We start from the raw sequence: 13,291 nt of genomic DNA on the forward strand, positions 1-13,291 counted from the left end.
ACGATGAGCAATCAACCCGGTAACACCCTGCTCGAGGTGAAGGACCTGTGCGTGGCCTACGGCAAGGTCGAGGCGTTGAGCAACGCTAGCCTGAGCGTTGGCGAAGGGCAGATCGTCACCGTGATCGGCCCCAACGGCGCCGGCAAGACCACCCTGCTGTCGGCGATCATGGGCGTGCTCGGCTCCCGCGGGCAGGTGAATTTCGATGGCACGCTGGAGGCCGTTCCGGAAGTCGAGGTGCTGGTCGGCCGTGGCCTGGGCCTGGTGCCGGAGAAGCGCGAGCTGTTCAACAGCATGAGCGTGGAAGACAACCTGCAGCTCGGTGCCTTCCAGCGCGTACGCCAGGGCGACCGTGACTGGCGCAAGACCTTGGGTGAGGTTTATGGCCTGTTCCCGCGCCTGCACGAACGCCGCGGACAACTGGCCGCCACCCTGTCCGGTGGCGAACGGCAGATGCTCGCCGTGGGCCGCGCGCTGATGGCCAAACCCAAGCTGCTGATGCTCGACGAACCGAGCCTGGGCCTGGCGCCGCTGATCACCCGGGAGATCTTCCGGATCATCACCGACCTGCGTCGGCAGGGCGTGTCGATCCTGCTGGTGGAGCAGAACGCCCGCGCCGCCCTGCGCGTGGCCGACTACGCCTACGTGCTGGAAACCGGACAGATCGCCATGCAGGGCCCGGCCGCCGAACTGGCCGACGACCCGAGGGTGATCGAGGCCTACCTGGGGCTGGCGAGCAAGCATCAGGAAATGCTCGCCGGCTAGGCTCTGTACGAAAAGTACCTGCGCTCGGTGATGCTTCGTTAAAAATCGGTTCGGACTGCTCATTTACAGCTCGTAAACTCCGCGTCCTCACCGATTTTTGCCTCGCCTGACCTTCGCTCGGAGACTTTTCGTACAGACCCTCGGCGCCACTCACTTCAACACACTGGCCAAAGGGAATCGCCATGTCATCACCCACCAACCGCCGCGTATGTATCGTCGGCGCCGGCGCCATCGGCTGCACCCTAGCTGCGCGGCTCAGTGCCAGCGGCCAGCCAGTCAATGTGCTGGCCCGCGGGCAAACCCTGGCTGCGCTGCGTGACAACGGCGTGCGCCTGATTGACCTCGACGGCAGCCACCACAGCCCGGTGAACGCCAGCCACAGCGCCGCCGAACTGGGCGAGCAGGACCTGATCTTCATCTGCACCAAAGCGCCAGCGCTGGCCGGCCTGCTGCCCACGCTCGGGCCGCTGATCGGCCCTGAAACCGTGGTGGTGCCGGTGGTCAACGGCGTGCCCTGGTGGTACTTCCATGGCCTGCCCGGACGTTTCGCCGGGCGCCAGGTGCAGGCCGTCGATCCGGACGGCGCGCTCAGCGTGGCACTCGATCTGCAGCGGATTCTTGGCTGTGTGGTGTTCATCACCGCCGAGAGCGAGGCGCCCGGCGTGGCTCGTTCGGACAATCCGCACTTGATGATTCTCGGCGAGCCGGATGGGCGCCTCAGCGACCGCCTGCACTGGGTTCGCGCGCTGGTCGAGCAGGCCGGTATCGAAGCCCGCGCCAGCGAGCATATCCGCGATCCGCTATGGACCAAGATCATCGCCAACCTCAGTTCCAACCCGCTGTCGGTAATCACCGGCGCGACCCTGGAACAGTTGTATGGCCGCGCCGACCTGCGTGGCGTGGTCGCCAAGATCATCCAGGAAACCCTGCTGATCGCCGCCGCTTACGGCGCGCGCATCGCCTTCGACCCAGAGACCTTCATGAAGCTGGGCGCCGACATGGGCGCGGTGCGCACCTCGATGCTCCAGGACTACGGGCACGGTCGCCCACTGGAGCTGGCCGCCATTGGCGATGCGGTAATCGAGCTCGCCGGCTACCAGGGGCTCGGCATGCCGGTCACCCAGGACATTCTCACCCTGGCGCGCTTTCGCGGCGAACAGCCAACCGCTCACTGACTCAGGAGGCCGCTCCATGAACACCGCTCACACTACCGGCAAGCCCGCCCACTGCAACGAAGAAGAATGGGCGCTGCGCGTCAAGCTCGCCCACTGCTACCACCTGGTGGATTACTTCGGCTGGACCGAGACCATCTTCAACCACATTTCCGCGCGCCTGCCCGGCCCGGCGCACCACTACCTGGTCAATCCATTCGGCCTCAACTACAGCGAAATCACCCCGGCCAACCTGCTCAAGGTCGACCTGCACGGTAACAAGCTGGAGCCCTCGGACTACCATGGCAACCCGGCCGGCTTCGCCCTGCACAGCGCCGTGCACGGCGCCCGCGATGACATCCAGTGCGTGATCCACACCCACACCACGCCGATCTCCGCCGTGGTGCAGAAAAAGCGCGGCTTTACCCATGATGACTTCTACGGCGCCCAGCTCTACGGCCGCATCGGCTATCACACCTTTGAAGGCATCACCCTGTTCGATGACGAGAAGACGCGGATGATCGACAGCCTCGGCGACAAGCACATTCTGGTGCTGCGCAACCACGGCATCGCAGTGGGCGAGAGCAGCATCGAGAAGACCTTCTTCCTGCTCTGGACCGTGCAGCGCGCCGCCGAGAACCAGTGCGCCGCCGGCGCCCTGGGTGGCGAGGACCACCCGCTGGAAGAAGGCGTCGCCGAGAAATGCGCAGATCTCACCGCCATGCTGATCCGCGACAGCGGCTTCGCCGATACCTTCTTCGCCGCCATGGTGCGCAAGCTGCGCGCCGAGCGCGCGCTACCCTGGTGAACCCTTGCACCCGCGGCGGGTTTCGGTTGGCAAGCAGGTGCAAAAAACTGACTGCGAGGAACAATTTTTACTTGGTCGTAGCAGTTTGAATGATCTGCATAACCCGCTGAGCGGGCCAGCAGAGAGAGATTCGCCCATGAAGGAATATGACTACATCGTGATCGGTGCAGGCTCGGCAGGCTGCGTAGTGGCCGCCCGGCTGATCCAGGAAAGCGCCGGCAGCGTGTTGCTGCTGGAGGCAGGCGGCAAGGACAGCAGCCCCTTCCACACCATGCCGGCCACCGTGGTGCAGGTGTTCCAGCAAAAATCCTGGCCGTACATGACGGTGCCGCAAAAGCACTGCAACAACCGCGAGATGATCATCGCCCAGGGCAAGGTGCTCGGCGGCGGCAGCTCGGTGAATGGGATGATCTACATCCGCGGTCAGCAGCAGGATTACGACGACTGGGTGAGCGACTGGAATTGCCCGGGCTGGGGCTACCGCGACGTGCTGCCCTACTTCAAACGAGCCGAGGCCAACGAGAGCCTGGGTAGCGAATACCACGGCCAGGACGGCCCGCTGCCGGTCAGCGAGAACCGCTATCGCCACCCGATGACGATGGCATTCGTGCGTGCCGGCCAGGAAATGGGCCTGCCTTACGTCAACGACTTCAACGGCGCGTCTCAGGAAGGCGTCGGCTTCTACCAGACCACCACCCGCAACGGCGCCCGCGCCAGCACCGCGCGCACCTACCTGAAGTCGGTGCGCGACAGCGGCAGGCTGCGCGTGGTGACCGACGCCCTGGTGCACAAGGTGGTGATCGAACACGGCCGCGCCACCGGTGTGATCTTCAGCGAGAAAGGCGGCGCACCCACCACCGTCAACGCACGTGAAGAAGTGATCCTCAGCGCCGGCGCCTTCGGCAGCCCGAAGATTCTCATGCTCTCCGGGGTCGGCCCCAAGGAGCATCTGGCCGAGCACGGTATCGAGACGCTCGTCGACCTGCCGGTTGGCAAGAACTTCCACGATCATCTGCATCTGTCGCTCAACGCCACCACCCACGAGCCCAACAGCATCCTCGGCGAAGACAAGGGTTTGCGCGGCATCAAGCACATGGCGCAGTGGCTGGCGTTTCGCAGTGGCCTGCTGACCAGCAACATTCTCGAAGGCGGCGGCTTCATCGACACTCAGGGTATTGGCCGCCCGGACATCCAGTTCATGTTCCTGCCGGTGATGGACAACTTCGACAACACCCCGGGCGAAGTCGCCCCGGCCGCCGAGCACGGCTTTACCGTCAAGGTCGGCCACCTGCGCCCGAAGGCCCGTGGCGAGGTGCGCCTACGCAGCACCGACCCCGCCGATTTGCCCTTGATCGACCCCAATTACCTGGGCGATCCGGAGGATCTGCAAGGCCAGATTCGCGCCGTGCAGGCAGGTCTCAGGCTCATGCAGCAGCCGGCGCTGCGCAGCCTGATCAAGAAGATCACCGCGCCCGAAAACATCGACTGGCGCGACACCGCCGGCATCGAAGCCTTCGTGCGCAAGTCCATCAAGACCGTCTACCACCCAGGCGGCACCTGCCGTTTGGGCATCGAGCCAAGCGACTCGGTGGTCGACCTGCAGATGCGCGTGCACGGCGTGCCCAACCTGCGGGTGGTCGACCTCTCGGTGTGCCCGCAGATCGCCAGCGGCAACACCAATGCGCCGGCCATCATGCTGGGTGAGCGCGGCGCCGACTTCATTCTCGGCAAGGCGCCCCTGGCACTCGATGTGCCAGCTGCGCAGACGCTCGATCTCACTCAGCTGCTCGGCGCCCACAGCACTTCGCTCGCCGAGCCCAGCCGCTCCTGACTGCCTCTGCGTCAGCTTTGGCGCCAACCGTGCGCCAAGGCTGACGCTCGCCTGTACATCAGCTCGAGGAACTCCTTTTCATGCGCATTCTCTCCAAACAGCACCTGATCGTTCCCGGCCTCTTCAGCCTGCTCGCCCTCGGCCAGAACGCCCTGGCCACCGAAGGTGGCGGTGGCGCCTACGCCAATGGCAGCGAGGGCTTCATGACCGGCGCACTGCCGCCGCCCGGCACCTATCTGGTCAGCTACAACACTTATTACAGCGCCGATAAATTCGCCAATGACAACCCGGCATTCGACGACTTCAAGGTCAGCACCGCTGCCACCATCCTTCGCGCGATCCACGTCACCGACAAACAGATCCTCGGTGGCAACTGGGCGATGCATGCGTTTCTGGTCGCCGCCGACGTGGACGTCAGCCTGGGTGCTGGCGGCCGGCAAAGCCGCGCCGGCATGGGCGACTTCATCTTCGACCCGCTCGCCATCGGCTGGCACAGCGGCAACTGGCACTGGATCGTCGGCATGGACATCTACCTGCCCACCGGTCGTTACGACAAGAACGAGCTGGCCAATATCGGCCGCAACTACGTCACCCTCGAACCGCTGTTCGCCTTCACCTACCGCAACGCGGCCGGCTACGAGTTCTCGATGAAAACCATGTTCGACCACAACTACGAGAACCGTGACACCGACTACCGCTCCGGCAATGAGCTGCATGCCGATTTCGTCGCTGCCAAGCATTTTGGCAACTGGGGCGTGGGCCTGGGTGGCTATGCCTACAAACAGGTCAGCGGTGACAGCGGCGAGGGCGCGGTCTTCGGCGACTTCAAGGGCCGCGCCATCGGCCTGGGCCCGCAGCTGACCTACACCGCGGCGAACGGCGTGAATATCCAGGGCCACTATCAGCACGAGTTCGATGTGCAGAACCGCCCCGAAGGTGACAAGTTCTGGCTGAACATCGCCATTGCGCTCTGAAGATTCGACGGCAGGCGCCGGTAGCAAATAAATAAGTACCAGCGAGGTTGGAGGTTTGCTGGGGACTGAGGCATTGCACGCACACTTCTCATTCATCCAGCAACCTCGAAGCGCATCTAGCGGGAGAGCCGCTGAATAGATTGGCCGGGACAATCTCCGCCTTGCCTAGCTGATTGCACCCGGCACGAAAGGCGCCTCGCTCAACGCCTCCACTCACCATGCGCGCGTACTCTGCCGCGCACTCCAGCCGCAACGACGGTGGCATCAGTCACGATTTCTGGCCCGAGAAATGCTTGAAAATTCTCGTGATTAGTAATGTGTGCAGTTTCTGCACAATACGCACTATAACGATTAGAAGAAGCCCTCGAGGTGCACCTTGAACGTGCAGAAAGCCCACGATTTCGATCACTGGAACCAGGCCGTCAGCGCCGTGTGTGGCCGTTTCGTTACCCAGCGTGCGCACAGCGAATTCATCGGCGATATCAGCCATCGCGACCTGGGCGGCCTGAGCGTTGCCGACATCCACGTCAACGCCCGGTCGATCTGCCGCGAACACGCCAATCAGGATCGCGGCGAAGATCAGTTCTACTTTCTGGTGATGCAGCGCGAGGGCGTCATGGCGATCAACCATGACCAGCAGCAGTTCGTGTTGCAGCCCGGCGATATCGCCCTGCTGGACTCGGCAAAAACCTTCGAAATGTGCCCCCAGGGCCTGGTGCATCAGCTGTCTGTACACCTGTGCCGACGCACCCTGGACCGCGTACTGCCGGCCCGCGCCAAACGCTTTGGCAAGGTGCAGCACGGCAACCTCAGTGGTCGCGTGCTGGCCAGCATGCTGACGCAGATTGCCGCGCCTCAGGACGAATACACGCACGATGCCCAGGATGGCGCCGCCGTGCAGGATGCGCTGATCAGCCTGCTGCAGCCCTGCCTGCAGGACCAGACCGATACCCCGCGCGGCCGCCCGTTGCGGCGCATGGCCGAGCAGTTGATTCAGGAGTCGCTGCCCCACGCACCCTCGCCCACCGAGCTGGCCGCGCGCCTGAACATCTCGGTACGTCAGTTGTACCGGCAGTTCGAAATCGATGGCGACAGCATCTGCCGCTATGTGCAGCGCCAGCGCCTGGAATACAGCGCCCGCGACCTGCTCGACGACAGCCTGCGCATCACCACCATCGCCTACAAATGGGGCTTTACCGACTCGGCGCATTTCTCCCGGGCATTCAAGCGCCAGTACGGCGTCTCGCCGCGCGACTACCGGGTGCAGACCCAGCAAAGCTGAGCCGCTGCGTTGCTACAGCGGCTGGTAGAGCACAGTTTCTGGCAGGCAATGACAAGCCTGAATCATTCGTCCGGCCGCACACTGCAGCCACCCGGCACAAAAAGCGCGGAAGGTTGCAAGGCTGCAACAATGCGTCACCCTGACGCGCAGCCCGGCGGGTGCCGGATTTAGTAGAAATGTCTATGATTGCCCGTCGACTTTCATAAAGCAGCCTATTCATGTCCAGCGCCAAGAAACGCCGCAGCCGTTACAACCCCGCCAGCGAAGATTTCCACAAGGAAGAATTTCCCTTCTACTGGCTGGCGCGCGTGTACGGCCGCTACTCCCTGGCCATGGAAAAACTGCTCAAGCGCATCGACCTCGACATTCCGCGCTGGCGCGTGCTCAACATCCTGTTCGAAAACGACAATTCGAGCATTTCGGAAATTTCCGAACACGCCGTGGCCAAGCTGTCGACTATCACCAAGATCGTCTACCGCATGAAGGACGACGGTCTGGTGGAAACCAGCCAGAGCGCTCAGGACGGCCGCGTTACCCAGGTCGCCCTCACGGAAGCCGGGCGCAAGGCCTTCTTCGCCATGCACGAGCTCACCGACGAGCTGTTCCACAAGAGCTTTGAAGGCCTGACCGAAGCGCAATTGCGCAAGCTCAATCAGGTGCTGGCGAGCATCTTCGCCAACCTGCCGGAGCACTGAACAGCGTCGCCGCTCACAAGTGCCCACTAGCGGCGTAGTCGATCGACTAGCAGGCGCTCCAGATCCTCGATCCAGTCATCCAGGTTCATACCGTCGCTATCGGGCGGGCCATCCAGCAGGCACAGCGTCTGACGGGCCACCGCGGCCACGCGGCGACTCTCGCCGCGCCCCGCCAGACGCGCCTTCAGCAGCCGTTCGAGCAGCGCTGCGTAGTCGACTTTAAGCGCCTGCAACTCGTGCTGGGCCTCGCCGTTGAGGTGGCGGCTCTCGAGGGATGCGAGCACATACCAATCCGAGTTTTCGAACTTGAAGATCAGATGATGGCGAAGGAAAGCCGCCAGCGCCTTACCCGGCTCGACGCGCCGCAAGCGAAGCTGCGCGCTGTCGATCAGCTGCTCGTAACCCTCTTCGATCAGTTCTTCCAGCAGCGCTTCCTTGCTGTGGATATGGCTGTACAGCGACCCCGCCTGCAGCCCCACCGCCTGCGCGAGTTCGCGCAGGCTGACCGCATGAAAGCCCCTGGCGGCGAACAGCTGGCGGGCCATATCGAGCAGGTGCTGGCGGGCCTGGGTATTGGCTGAAAGCGAAGCAGGCATGGTCGAGTCTCCAGTGCTCAGGCGAGATTTTCCAGAATACGCTCGGCGCGCAGGATCACCGGCAGGTCGATCAACTTGCCGTTCAGGCTGATGGCGCCGACGCCACTGTGGTTTGCCACCGTGTCCAGCACCTGGCGCGCCCACTGCACCTCATGCTCGGCAGGCCGGAAGCCTTCATTGATCGGCGCAACCTGTTTGGGATGCACGCAGAGCTTGCCGGCAAAACCTTGCAGGCGGGCGCGCTGCACGTCACGGGCGAGCAAGTCGAGATTCGCCAGATCCAGTGTCACGCCATCTACCGGCGCACCGATGCGTGCCAAAGCCGAGGCAATCACCAGGCGCGAGCGGGCGAACAGCAGTTCTTCGCCGTCGCCGAGAATGCCGGTGTCGACCTGGAAATCCACAGAGCCAAAGGCCAGGCACTGCACCTTGGGCGCGGCGGCGATTTGCTCGGCGTTCCACACGCCACGGGCGCTCTCGACGATCGGCAGAATCCGCAACGGCTCGGGCAGGCGTTCGGCTAGCGCGGCGAGCTGGTCAGCGCTTTCCGCCTTGGGCAGCGATACACCGAGCAAACCAGGCATCTCCAGCAGCGCACAGTCATCAAGGTGCCACTCGGTATCACTGCCATTGACGCGCACCCAGGCGCGGCCGCCGGCCTGTAGCCAGCTGCCAATGGCCTCGCGCGCCTCGGCCTTGCGGTCGGGCGTGACGGCATCCTCAAGGTCGAGAATCACCACGTCGGCGCCAGCGGCGCAGGCTTTGTCAAAGCGTTCCGGACGGTCGCCGGGGACGAACAGGTACGAGCGGGCTGCCATGGCAGGTCTCCACGTAATTGAATTGATGGGCGGATGAGTGGTGAAGGGGAAGCGTCAGCCTGTGTCGCAGCGCGGCGCAGGGGCGCCGGCGAAGCGCCAGAGCAGCAGGGCGATCGCCAGCATCAGCCCGCCGAATAGCAGGTAGCCGCTGGCCAGGGAATGGCTGAAGTGAGTCACCCCGGCGAACAGTGGCGGGCCAGCGACCACACCGAAATAGGTGAAAAACAAGGTGCCGCCAGTGTATTGCCCGGCCGTCCCGGTAGGCGCCAGGCGCGCCACTTCGGCCAGATACACGCCGTTCCAGCCAATGGCGGTGGCGCCGAACAGCATGCTCACCGCGGCCACCAGAGACAGCGGCCAACTCTGGGTGAAGGCAGCGGTCAGCAACGAGGAAATCGCCATCAGCAGGGCCAGCAACGGCAGCAGCCGGCGCGGCTCCAGCCAATGGTCGGCCACCCAGCCCCACAGCAGCCGGCCAACCACACCGGCGCCCTGAGTGAGGGCGAGAATCACCCCGGCGGTAACCAGCGCCAGCCCATAATCTTCGGTCAGGTAGCTGACCAGATAGGTGGTCAGGCACAGCTGCATGGCCCCGAACAGCAACGAACACAGCGCCAGGTTGCGCATGCGCGGCATGGCGAAGATCAACCGCAGCGGCTTGAACGGATCACGCCGCGGCGCCGGGCTCTGGCTACGGTCGTCGTCGAGCGCCTCGCGCACGCACTGGGCGACCAGCGCCATCAGTGCGCAGGCCAGTGCCGCCGCCAGCAGTGCGCCGTGCCACCCAACCAGCTCCACCAGCCTGGGCACCAGCATGCCAGCGAGCACTCCGCCGATCGGCACGCCGGTTTGCTTCAGGGAAAACATGAAGCCCATCAGGTGGCGCGGTGTGGTGCGCGCCAGGATGTGCGAACTGGCCGGCGTCACCGGGCCGTAACCGGCACCAAGCGCCAGTGCGCTGATCACCAGGCACCACAGTTGGCCACCGGCGGCGATGGCCAGGCCAGCACCGCACAGCAGCAAGCAGACCTGGCTGATGCGAATGGCACCGAAGCGCAGAATCCAGCTACCGCTGAGCAGGCTGGAGATCATCGCGCCCAGGTAGATCAGCGCCACGAACAAACCAACCAGAACGAGGCTACCACCCAGATCCGGCAGCGCCACGGGCGCCAACACCGGCACGGTGAACGAAGCCATGGACACCAGGGCCTGAATCGCCAGGGTGACCGCCAACGCCGCGTAACTGTTATTCACCGGAGCTGCCCTGCCAGATCAGCCGCTGGGTGATGGAGTAGCTGAAGCGTTCACCCGGATGCACGTTGACCGCCACCTCGAGTAATTCATCGTTGCCGCCGTAGTACTTGCGCACGATATGCAGGCCCGGCGAGCCGGGCTCAACGTGCAGAGCACGCGCTGACTCGGGTTCCAGGCTCACCGCACTGATGGTCTGGCGTACCTCCGCCATCTGCAATCCAAAACGCCGCTGCAGGAGTTCGTAGATCGGCGTCTTGCCATCCCCGAATCCCTCCAGCGCTGCGCCGTAGGCACGCGGCACGTATACCAGGGTACGCGCCAGTGGCGCGCTATCACCCTCACGATGACGCACGCCAATCGCCCGTACCCAGACCTGCCCAGGTTTGCACTCGAGCAACTCGGCCAGCTCCTCGTCGGCGCTGACCTCCTCGGTACCGCTGAGCTCCATGCGCACGTCACGCACATACTGATGCAGGTCGGAAATCCCTTCGCTCGCCTGTATGTAGCGTGACGCCGGCTGGGTCGCCTTGACCCGGGTGCCGACGCCCTGCTGCTTGCTGATCAGGCCAAGCTCATTGAGCCGACGAATTGCCTCGCGCACCGTATGCCGGCTGACATTGAACTGCTTGCACAGCTCATGTTCGGTGGGCAACAGGCTGTTCAGGGGATAACGGCCCGCCTTGATCGCCTCCATCAGCGCTTGCGCCAGGATCAGATAGCGGGGTTGTCCACCGGACAACAGCGAGGGCAATTCCTGGTTCATCTCAGCTCACTCCTGCAGGCTTCGAGTAGTTGGCATCCTTGCCGCGCAAAGCGCCCAGGATCGCCTGGTTGTGCGCACCTAGCCGCGGGGCCGGTCGGTTGGGCAAGGTCTCGCCCGCGCAGCGAATCGGACAGGCGAGCGTCCTGATCGTACCGCGCACCGGGTGCTCCACGCTGAAAATCAAACCCTGCTCATGGGCGAAGGGGTTATCCAGGGCCTGACCGACGTCATTGACCGGTGCTGCCGGTACCTGGCCGCCAAAGTGCGCGAGCCAGTAGGCGGTCGGCTGCTGCATCAGCACCGCATCGAGATCGGCGGTCAGCTGGTCGCGGTTGGCCAGGCGTGCCTTGAAGCTACCGTACTGATCGCTGCTGGCCCACTCGGGCTTGCCGATCAGATTGGCCAGCACCGCCCAGAACTTCTCCTTGTTGCACATGATGAACATCCAGCCATCCTGGGTTTTGTACAGCTGGCTGGGGGTAAGCGACGGGTGCGCCGAACGCGGGGTGCGCTCGGTCTTCACGTCTTCGTTGAGGTACCAGGTGCCCAGGTAGTTGAGGTTGTGCATGGCCACGTCGTAAAGGCTCACGTCGACATCGCGGCCAATGCCAGTGGCACGCGCACCGACCAGTGCCGATACCAAAGCCAGGGCGGCGGTGGTGCCGGTCATCATGTCGATAATCGACAGGCCGAAGCGCGCCGGAGGCCCGCCCGGCTCACCCGTCAGCGAGCAATAACCCGCCTCGGCCTGCATAAGGTAGTCATAACCCGGCCAGGCCTTGCGTGCACCTTCGCGGCCATAGGCGGACAGGTGACAGCAAACCAGTTTCGGATTGTGCTGGGCGAGCTGTGCGTAGGTCAGACCGAGCTTTTCCGGCAGGTCGCCGCGCAGGTTGTCGTAGAGCGCGTCGGCGCTTTTGAGCAACTCGATCAGCTGAACCTTTTCCTCGGGGTTCTTGAGGTTGAGGGTGACGCTCTTCTTGTTGCGGTTGAAGGATTGATAGAAGTGGCTGTCGCCTTCCTCGAAGTAATAGGGGCCGACATGCCGGCCGATTTCACCGCCATCGGCGGGATTCTCGATCTTGATCACCTCGGCGCCGAGATCGGCCAGGTGCTGGGTACCGAACGGGCCGGCACCGTACTGCTCGACGGCGACGATGCGCACGCCTTCCAGGGGCAGGCTCATACCGGGTTCCTCTCGATCAGTTGCTTGGCAATGATGATGCGCTGCATCTCGTTGGTACCCTCACCAATGGTCAGCAGCGGCGCGTCGCGGTACAGCCGCTCGACGTTGTATTCCTTCGAGTAGCCGTAGCCACCATGGATACGCATGGACTCCAGAGCGTTTTCTACCGCGGCCTCGGTGGCCAGGTACTTGGCCATGCCGGCCTCCATGTCGCAACGCTCACCCCTGTCGTAGGCCTTGGCGGCTGACTCGGTGAGCAGCCGCGCCGCTTCAACGCGCGTAGCCATTTCACCGAGCTTGAGCTGGATCGCCTGGTGCTCGCAGATCGGTTTGCCAAAGGTCTTGCGCACCTGTGAATAACTCACTGCCTCGTTCAGCGCCGCGCGGGCCACGCCGACGCCACGGGCCGCGACATTGATACGCCCCAGCTCCAGGCCGGACAGCACCTGCTTGAGGCCAACGCCCTCGACGCCGCCGATCAGGCAGTCGACCGGCACCTTGAAGTTCTCGAACACCAGCTCGCAGGTGTCGATGCCCTTGTAGCCGAGCTTCTCCAGCTTGCGCGCCACCTTGAACCCCGGCCCTTTCTCGGCGATCAGCCAGCTCATGCCCTTGTGGCGCGGCTCGGCGGTCGGGTCGGTCTTCACCAGCAGGGCCACCACGCCGCCGTGCAGGCTGTTGGTGATCCAGGTCTTGGCGCCATTGACCACGTAGTGGTCGCCTTCGCGCCGTGCGGTGGTGCGAATCGCCTGCAGGTCGGTGCCGGCATCCGGTTCGGTGAAGCCCACCGCGCCACGCAACTCACCACTGGCCATGCGCGGCAGGAAACGATCCTTCTGCGCGGGAGTGCCGTGGCGCTGGATCGCCGAAGCCATGATCAGGTGCGAATTGATGATCCCGGACAGCGACATCCAGGTGCAGGAAATGCGCTCGACGATCTTCGCGTAGGTGGCTGTGGATAACCCGAGGCCGCCGTACTCCGGGTCGATGATGCAGCCGAACAGGCCCATGGCCTTCATCTTCTCGACCATCTCCTCGGGGTAGATGTCGCTTTTCTCCAGCTCATGCACGAACGGCCTGGCTTCGGTTTCCAGGAAGCGATCCAGGGCGTCGAGGATCATGCTTTCCTGCTCGTCATATTCGCTCATCGATGTATCTCCCGATTGTT

General features: G+C 63.8%; 13 protein-coding genes. 7 read left to right on the plus strand and 6 right to left on the minus strand.

The genetic code is table 11. The annotated features are described in order from the left end of the window. Nucleotides 1-3: 3 nt before the first annotated feature. The 7 genes from FB481_RS09090 (at nucleotide 4) to FB481_RS09120 (ending at nucleotide 7,506) form a co-directional block, all read left to right on the plus strand. Complete coding sequence (locus tag FB481_RS09090) at nucleotides 4-765, plus strand: ABC transporter ATP-binding protein (protein ID WP_147176135.1); 762 nt, start codon at nucleotides 4-6, stop codon at nucleotides 763-765. 182 nt (nucleotides 766-947) lie between these two features. Continuing rightward, nucleotides 948-1,940 carry a ketopantoate reductase family protein gene (locus FB481_RS09095; protein WP_147176136.1) on the plus strand — a complete coding sequence of 331 codons (993 nt, stop codon included), beginning with the start codon at nucleotides 948-950 and terminating at the stop codon, nucleotides 1,938-1,940. A gap of 16 nt (nucleotides 1,941-1,956) precedes the next feature. After that, nucleotides 1,957-2,724 carry a class II aldolase/adducin family protein gene (locus FB481_RS09100; protein ID WP_147176137.1) on the plus strand — a complete coding sequence of 256 codons (768 nt, stop codon included), beginning with the start codon at nucleotides 1,957-1,959 and terminating at the stop codon, nucleotides 2,722-2,724. A 136-nt stretch (nucleotides 2,725-2,860) separates the two neighbouring features. Then, nucleotides 2,861-4,555, plus strand: coding sequence for a GMC family oxidoreductase (locus tag FB481_RS09105; protein ID WP_147176138.1), 1,695 nt, complete (start codon nucleotides 2,861-2,863; stop codon nucleotides 4,553-4,555). An 80-nt stretch (nucleotides 4,556-4,635) separates the two neighbouring features. Then, nucleotides 4,636-5,529, plus strand: coding sequence for a transporter (locus FB481_RS09110; protein WP_147176139.1), 894 nt, complete (start codon nucleotides 4,636-4,638; stop codon nucleotides 5,527-5,529). 382 nt (nucleotides 5,530-5,911) lie between these two features. Next, nucleotides 5,912-6,811, plus strand: coding sequence for a transcriptional regulator FeaR (feaR, locus tag FB481_RS09115; protein ID WP_256662731.1), 900 nt, complete (start codon nucleotides 5,912-5,914; stop codon nucleotides 6,809-6,811). Between the two features lie 218 nt (nucleotides 6,812-7,029). Then, nucleotides 7,030-7,506 (plus strand): MarR family winged helix-turn-helix transcriptional regulator, encoded by a 477-nt coding sequence (locus FB481_RS09120; RefSeq protein ID WP_093506590.1) that lies wholly within the window; start codon nucleotides 7,030-7,032, stop codon nucleotides 7,504-7,506. 26 nt (nucleotides 7,507-7,532) lie between these two features. Here FB481_RS09120 and FB481_RS09125 read toward each other — a convergent pair whose 3' ends face one another. Genes FB481_RS09125 through FB481_RS09150 form a run of 6 tightly spaced genes read right to left on the minus strand, consistent with a single transcriptional unit; the run spans nucleotide 7,533 to nucleotide 13,271 of the window. Next, complete coding sequence (locus tag FB481_RS09125; protein WP_147176141.1) at nucleotides 7,533-8,102, minus strand: TetR/AcrR family transcriptional regulator; 570 nt, start codon at nucleotides 8,100-8,102, stop codon at nucleotides 7,533-7,535. A 17-nt stretch (nucleotides 8,103-8,119) separates the two neighbouring features. Then, nucleotides 8,120-8,920, minus strand: a complete 801-nt coding sequence (locus FB481_RS09130) for a CoA ester lyase (protein ID WP_093506586.1) — start codon at nucleotides 8,918-8,920, stop codon at nucleotides 8,120-8,122. Nucleotides 8,921-8,974: 54 nt separating this feature from the next. After that, the gene (locus FB481_RS09135) at nucleotides 8,975-10,174 is read right to left on the minus strand and encodes an MFS transporter (RefSeq protein ID WP_256662723.1); all 1,200 of its coding nucleotides are present in this window, start codon (nucleotides 10,172-10,174) and stop codon (nucleotides 8,975-8,977) included. After that, nucleotides 10,167-10,937, minus strand: a complete 771-nt coding sequence (locus FB481_RS09140; RefSeq protein WP_147176142.1) for a GntR family transcriptional regulator — start codon at nucleotides 10,935-10,937, stop codon at nucleotides 10,167-10,169. Before FB481_RS09140 ends, FB481_RS09135 begins: the two co-directional genes overlap by 8 nt. A gap of 1 nt (nucleotide 10,938) precedes the next feature. After that, entirely contained in the window at nucleotides 10,939-12,123 is a 1,185-nt protein-coding gene (locus FB481_RS09145; RefSeq protein ID WP_093506579.1) for a CaiB/BaiF CoA-transferase family protein, read from the minus strand. Beyond that, entirely contained in the window at nucleotides 12,120-13,271 is a 1,152-nt protein-coding gene (locus FB481_RS09150) for an acyl-CoA dehydrogenase family protein (RefSeq protein ID WP_147176143.1), read from the minus strand. Before FB481_RS09150 ends, FB481_RS09145 begins: the two co-directional genes overlap by 4 nt. Nucleotides 13,272-13,291 lie beyond the last annotated feature (20 nt).

Origin of the sequence: Pseudomonas sp. AG1028 (assembly GCF_007993955.1) — a bacterium.
GTDB classification, from domain to species: domain Bacteria; phylum Pseudomonadota; class Gammaproteobacteria; order Pseudomonadales; family Pseudomonadaceae; genus Aquipseudomonas; species Aquipseudomonas straminea.

Excerpts from the sequence above, each read along its gene's own strand:
- FB481_RS09130 (WP_093506586.1), bottom strand. The coding sequence starts at position 8,920 with ATGGCAGCCCGCTCGTACCTGTTCGTCCCCGGCGACCGTCCGGAACGC.
- FB481_RS09150 (WP_147176143.1), bottom strand. The coding sequence starts at position 13,271 with ATGAGCGAATATGACGAGCAGGAAAGCATGATCCTCGACGCCCTGGAT.
- FB481_RS09125 (WP_147176141.1), bottom strand. The coding sequence starts at position 8,102 with ATGCCTGCTTCGCTTTCAGCCAATACCCAGGCCCGCCAGCACCTGCTC.
- FB481_RS09120 (WP_093506590.1), top strand. The coding sequence starts at position 7,030 with ATGTCCAGCGCCAAGAAACGCCGCAGCCGTTACAACCCCGCCAGCGAA.
- FB481_RS09105 (WP_147176138.1), top strand. The coding sequence starts at position 2,861 with ATGAAGGAATATGACTACATCGTGATCGGTGCAGGCTCGGCAGGCTGC.
- FB481_RS09145 (WP_093506579.1), bottom strand. The coding sequence starts at position 12,123 with ATGAGCCTGCCCCTGGAAGGCGTGCGCATCGTCGCCGTCGAGCAGTAC.
- FB481_RS09110 (WP_147176139.1), top strand. The coding sequence starts at position 4,636 with ATGCGCATTCTCTCCAAACAGCACCTGATCGTTCCCGGCCTCTTCAGC.
- FB481_RS09095 (WP_147176136.1), top strand. The coding sequence starts at position 948 with ATGTCATCACCCACCAACCGCCGCGTATGTATCGTCGGCGCCGGCGCC.
- FB481_RS09140 (WP_147176142.1), bottom strand. The coding sequence starts at position 10,937 with ATGAACCAGGAATTGCCCTCGCTGTTGTCCGGTGGACAACCCCGCTAT.
- FB481_RS09100 (WP_147176137.1), top strand. The coding sequence starts at position 1,957 with ATGAACACCGCTCACACTACCGGCAAGCCCGCCCACTGCAACGAAGAA.
- FB481_RS09090 (WP_147176135.1), top strand. The coding sequence starts at position 4 with ATGAGCAATCAACCCGGTAACACCCTGCTCGAGGTGAAGGACCTGTGC.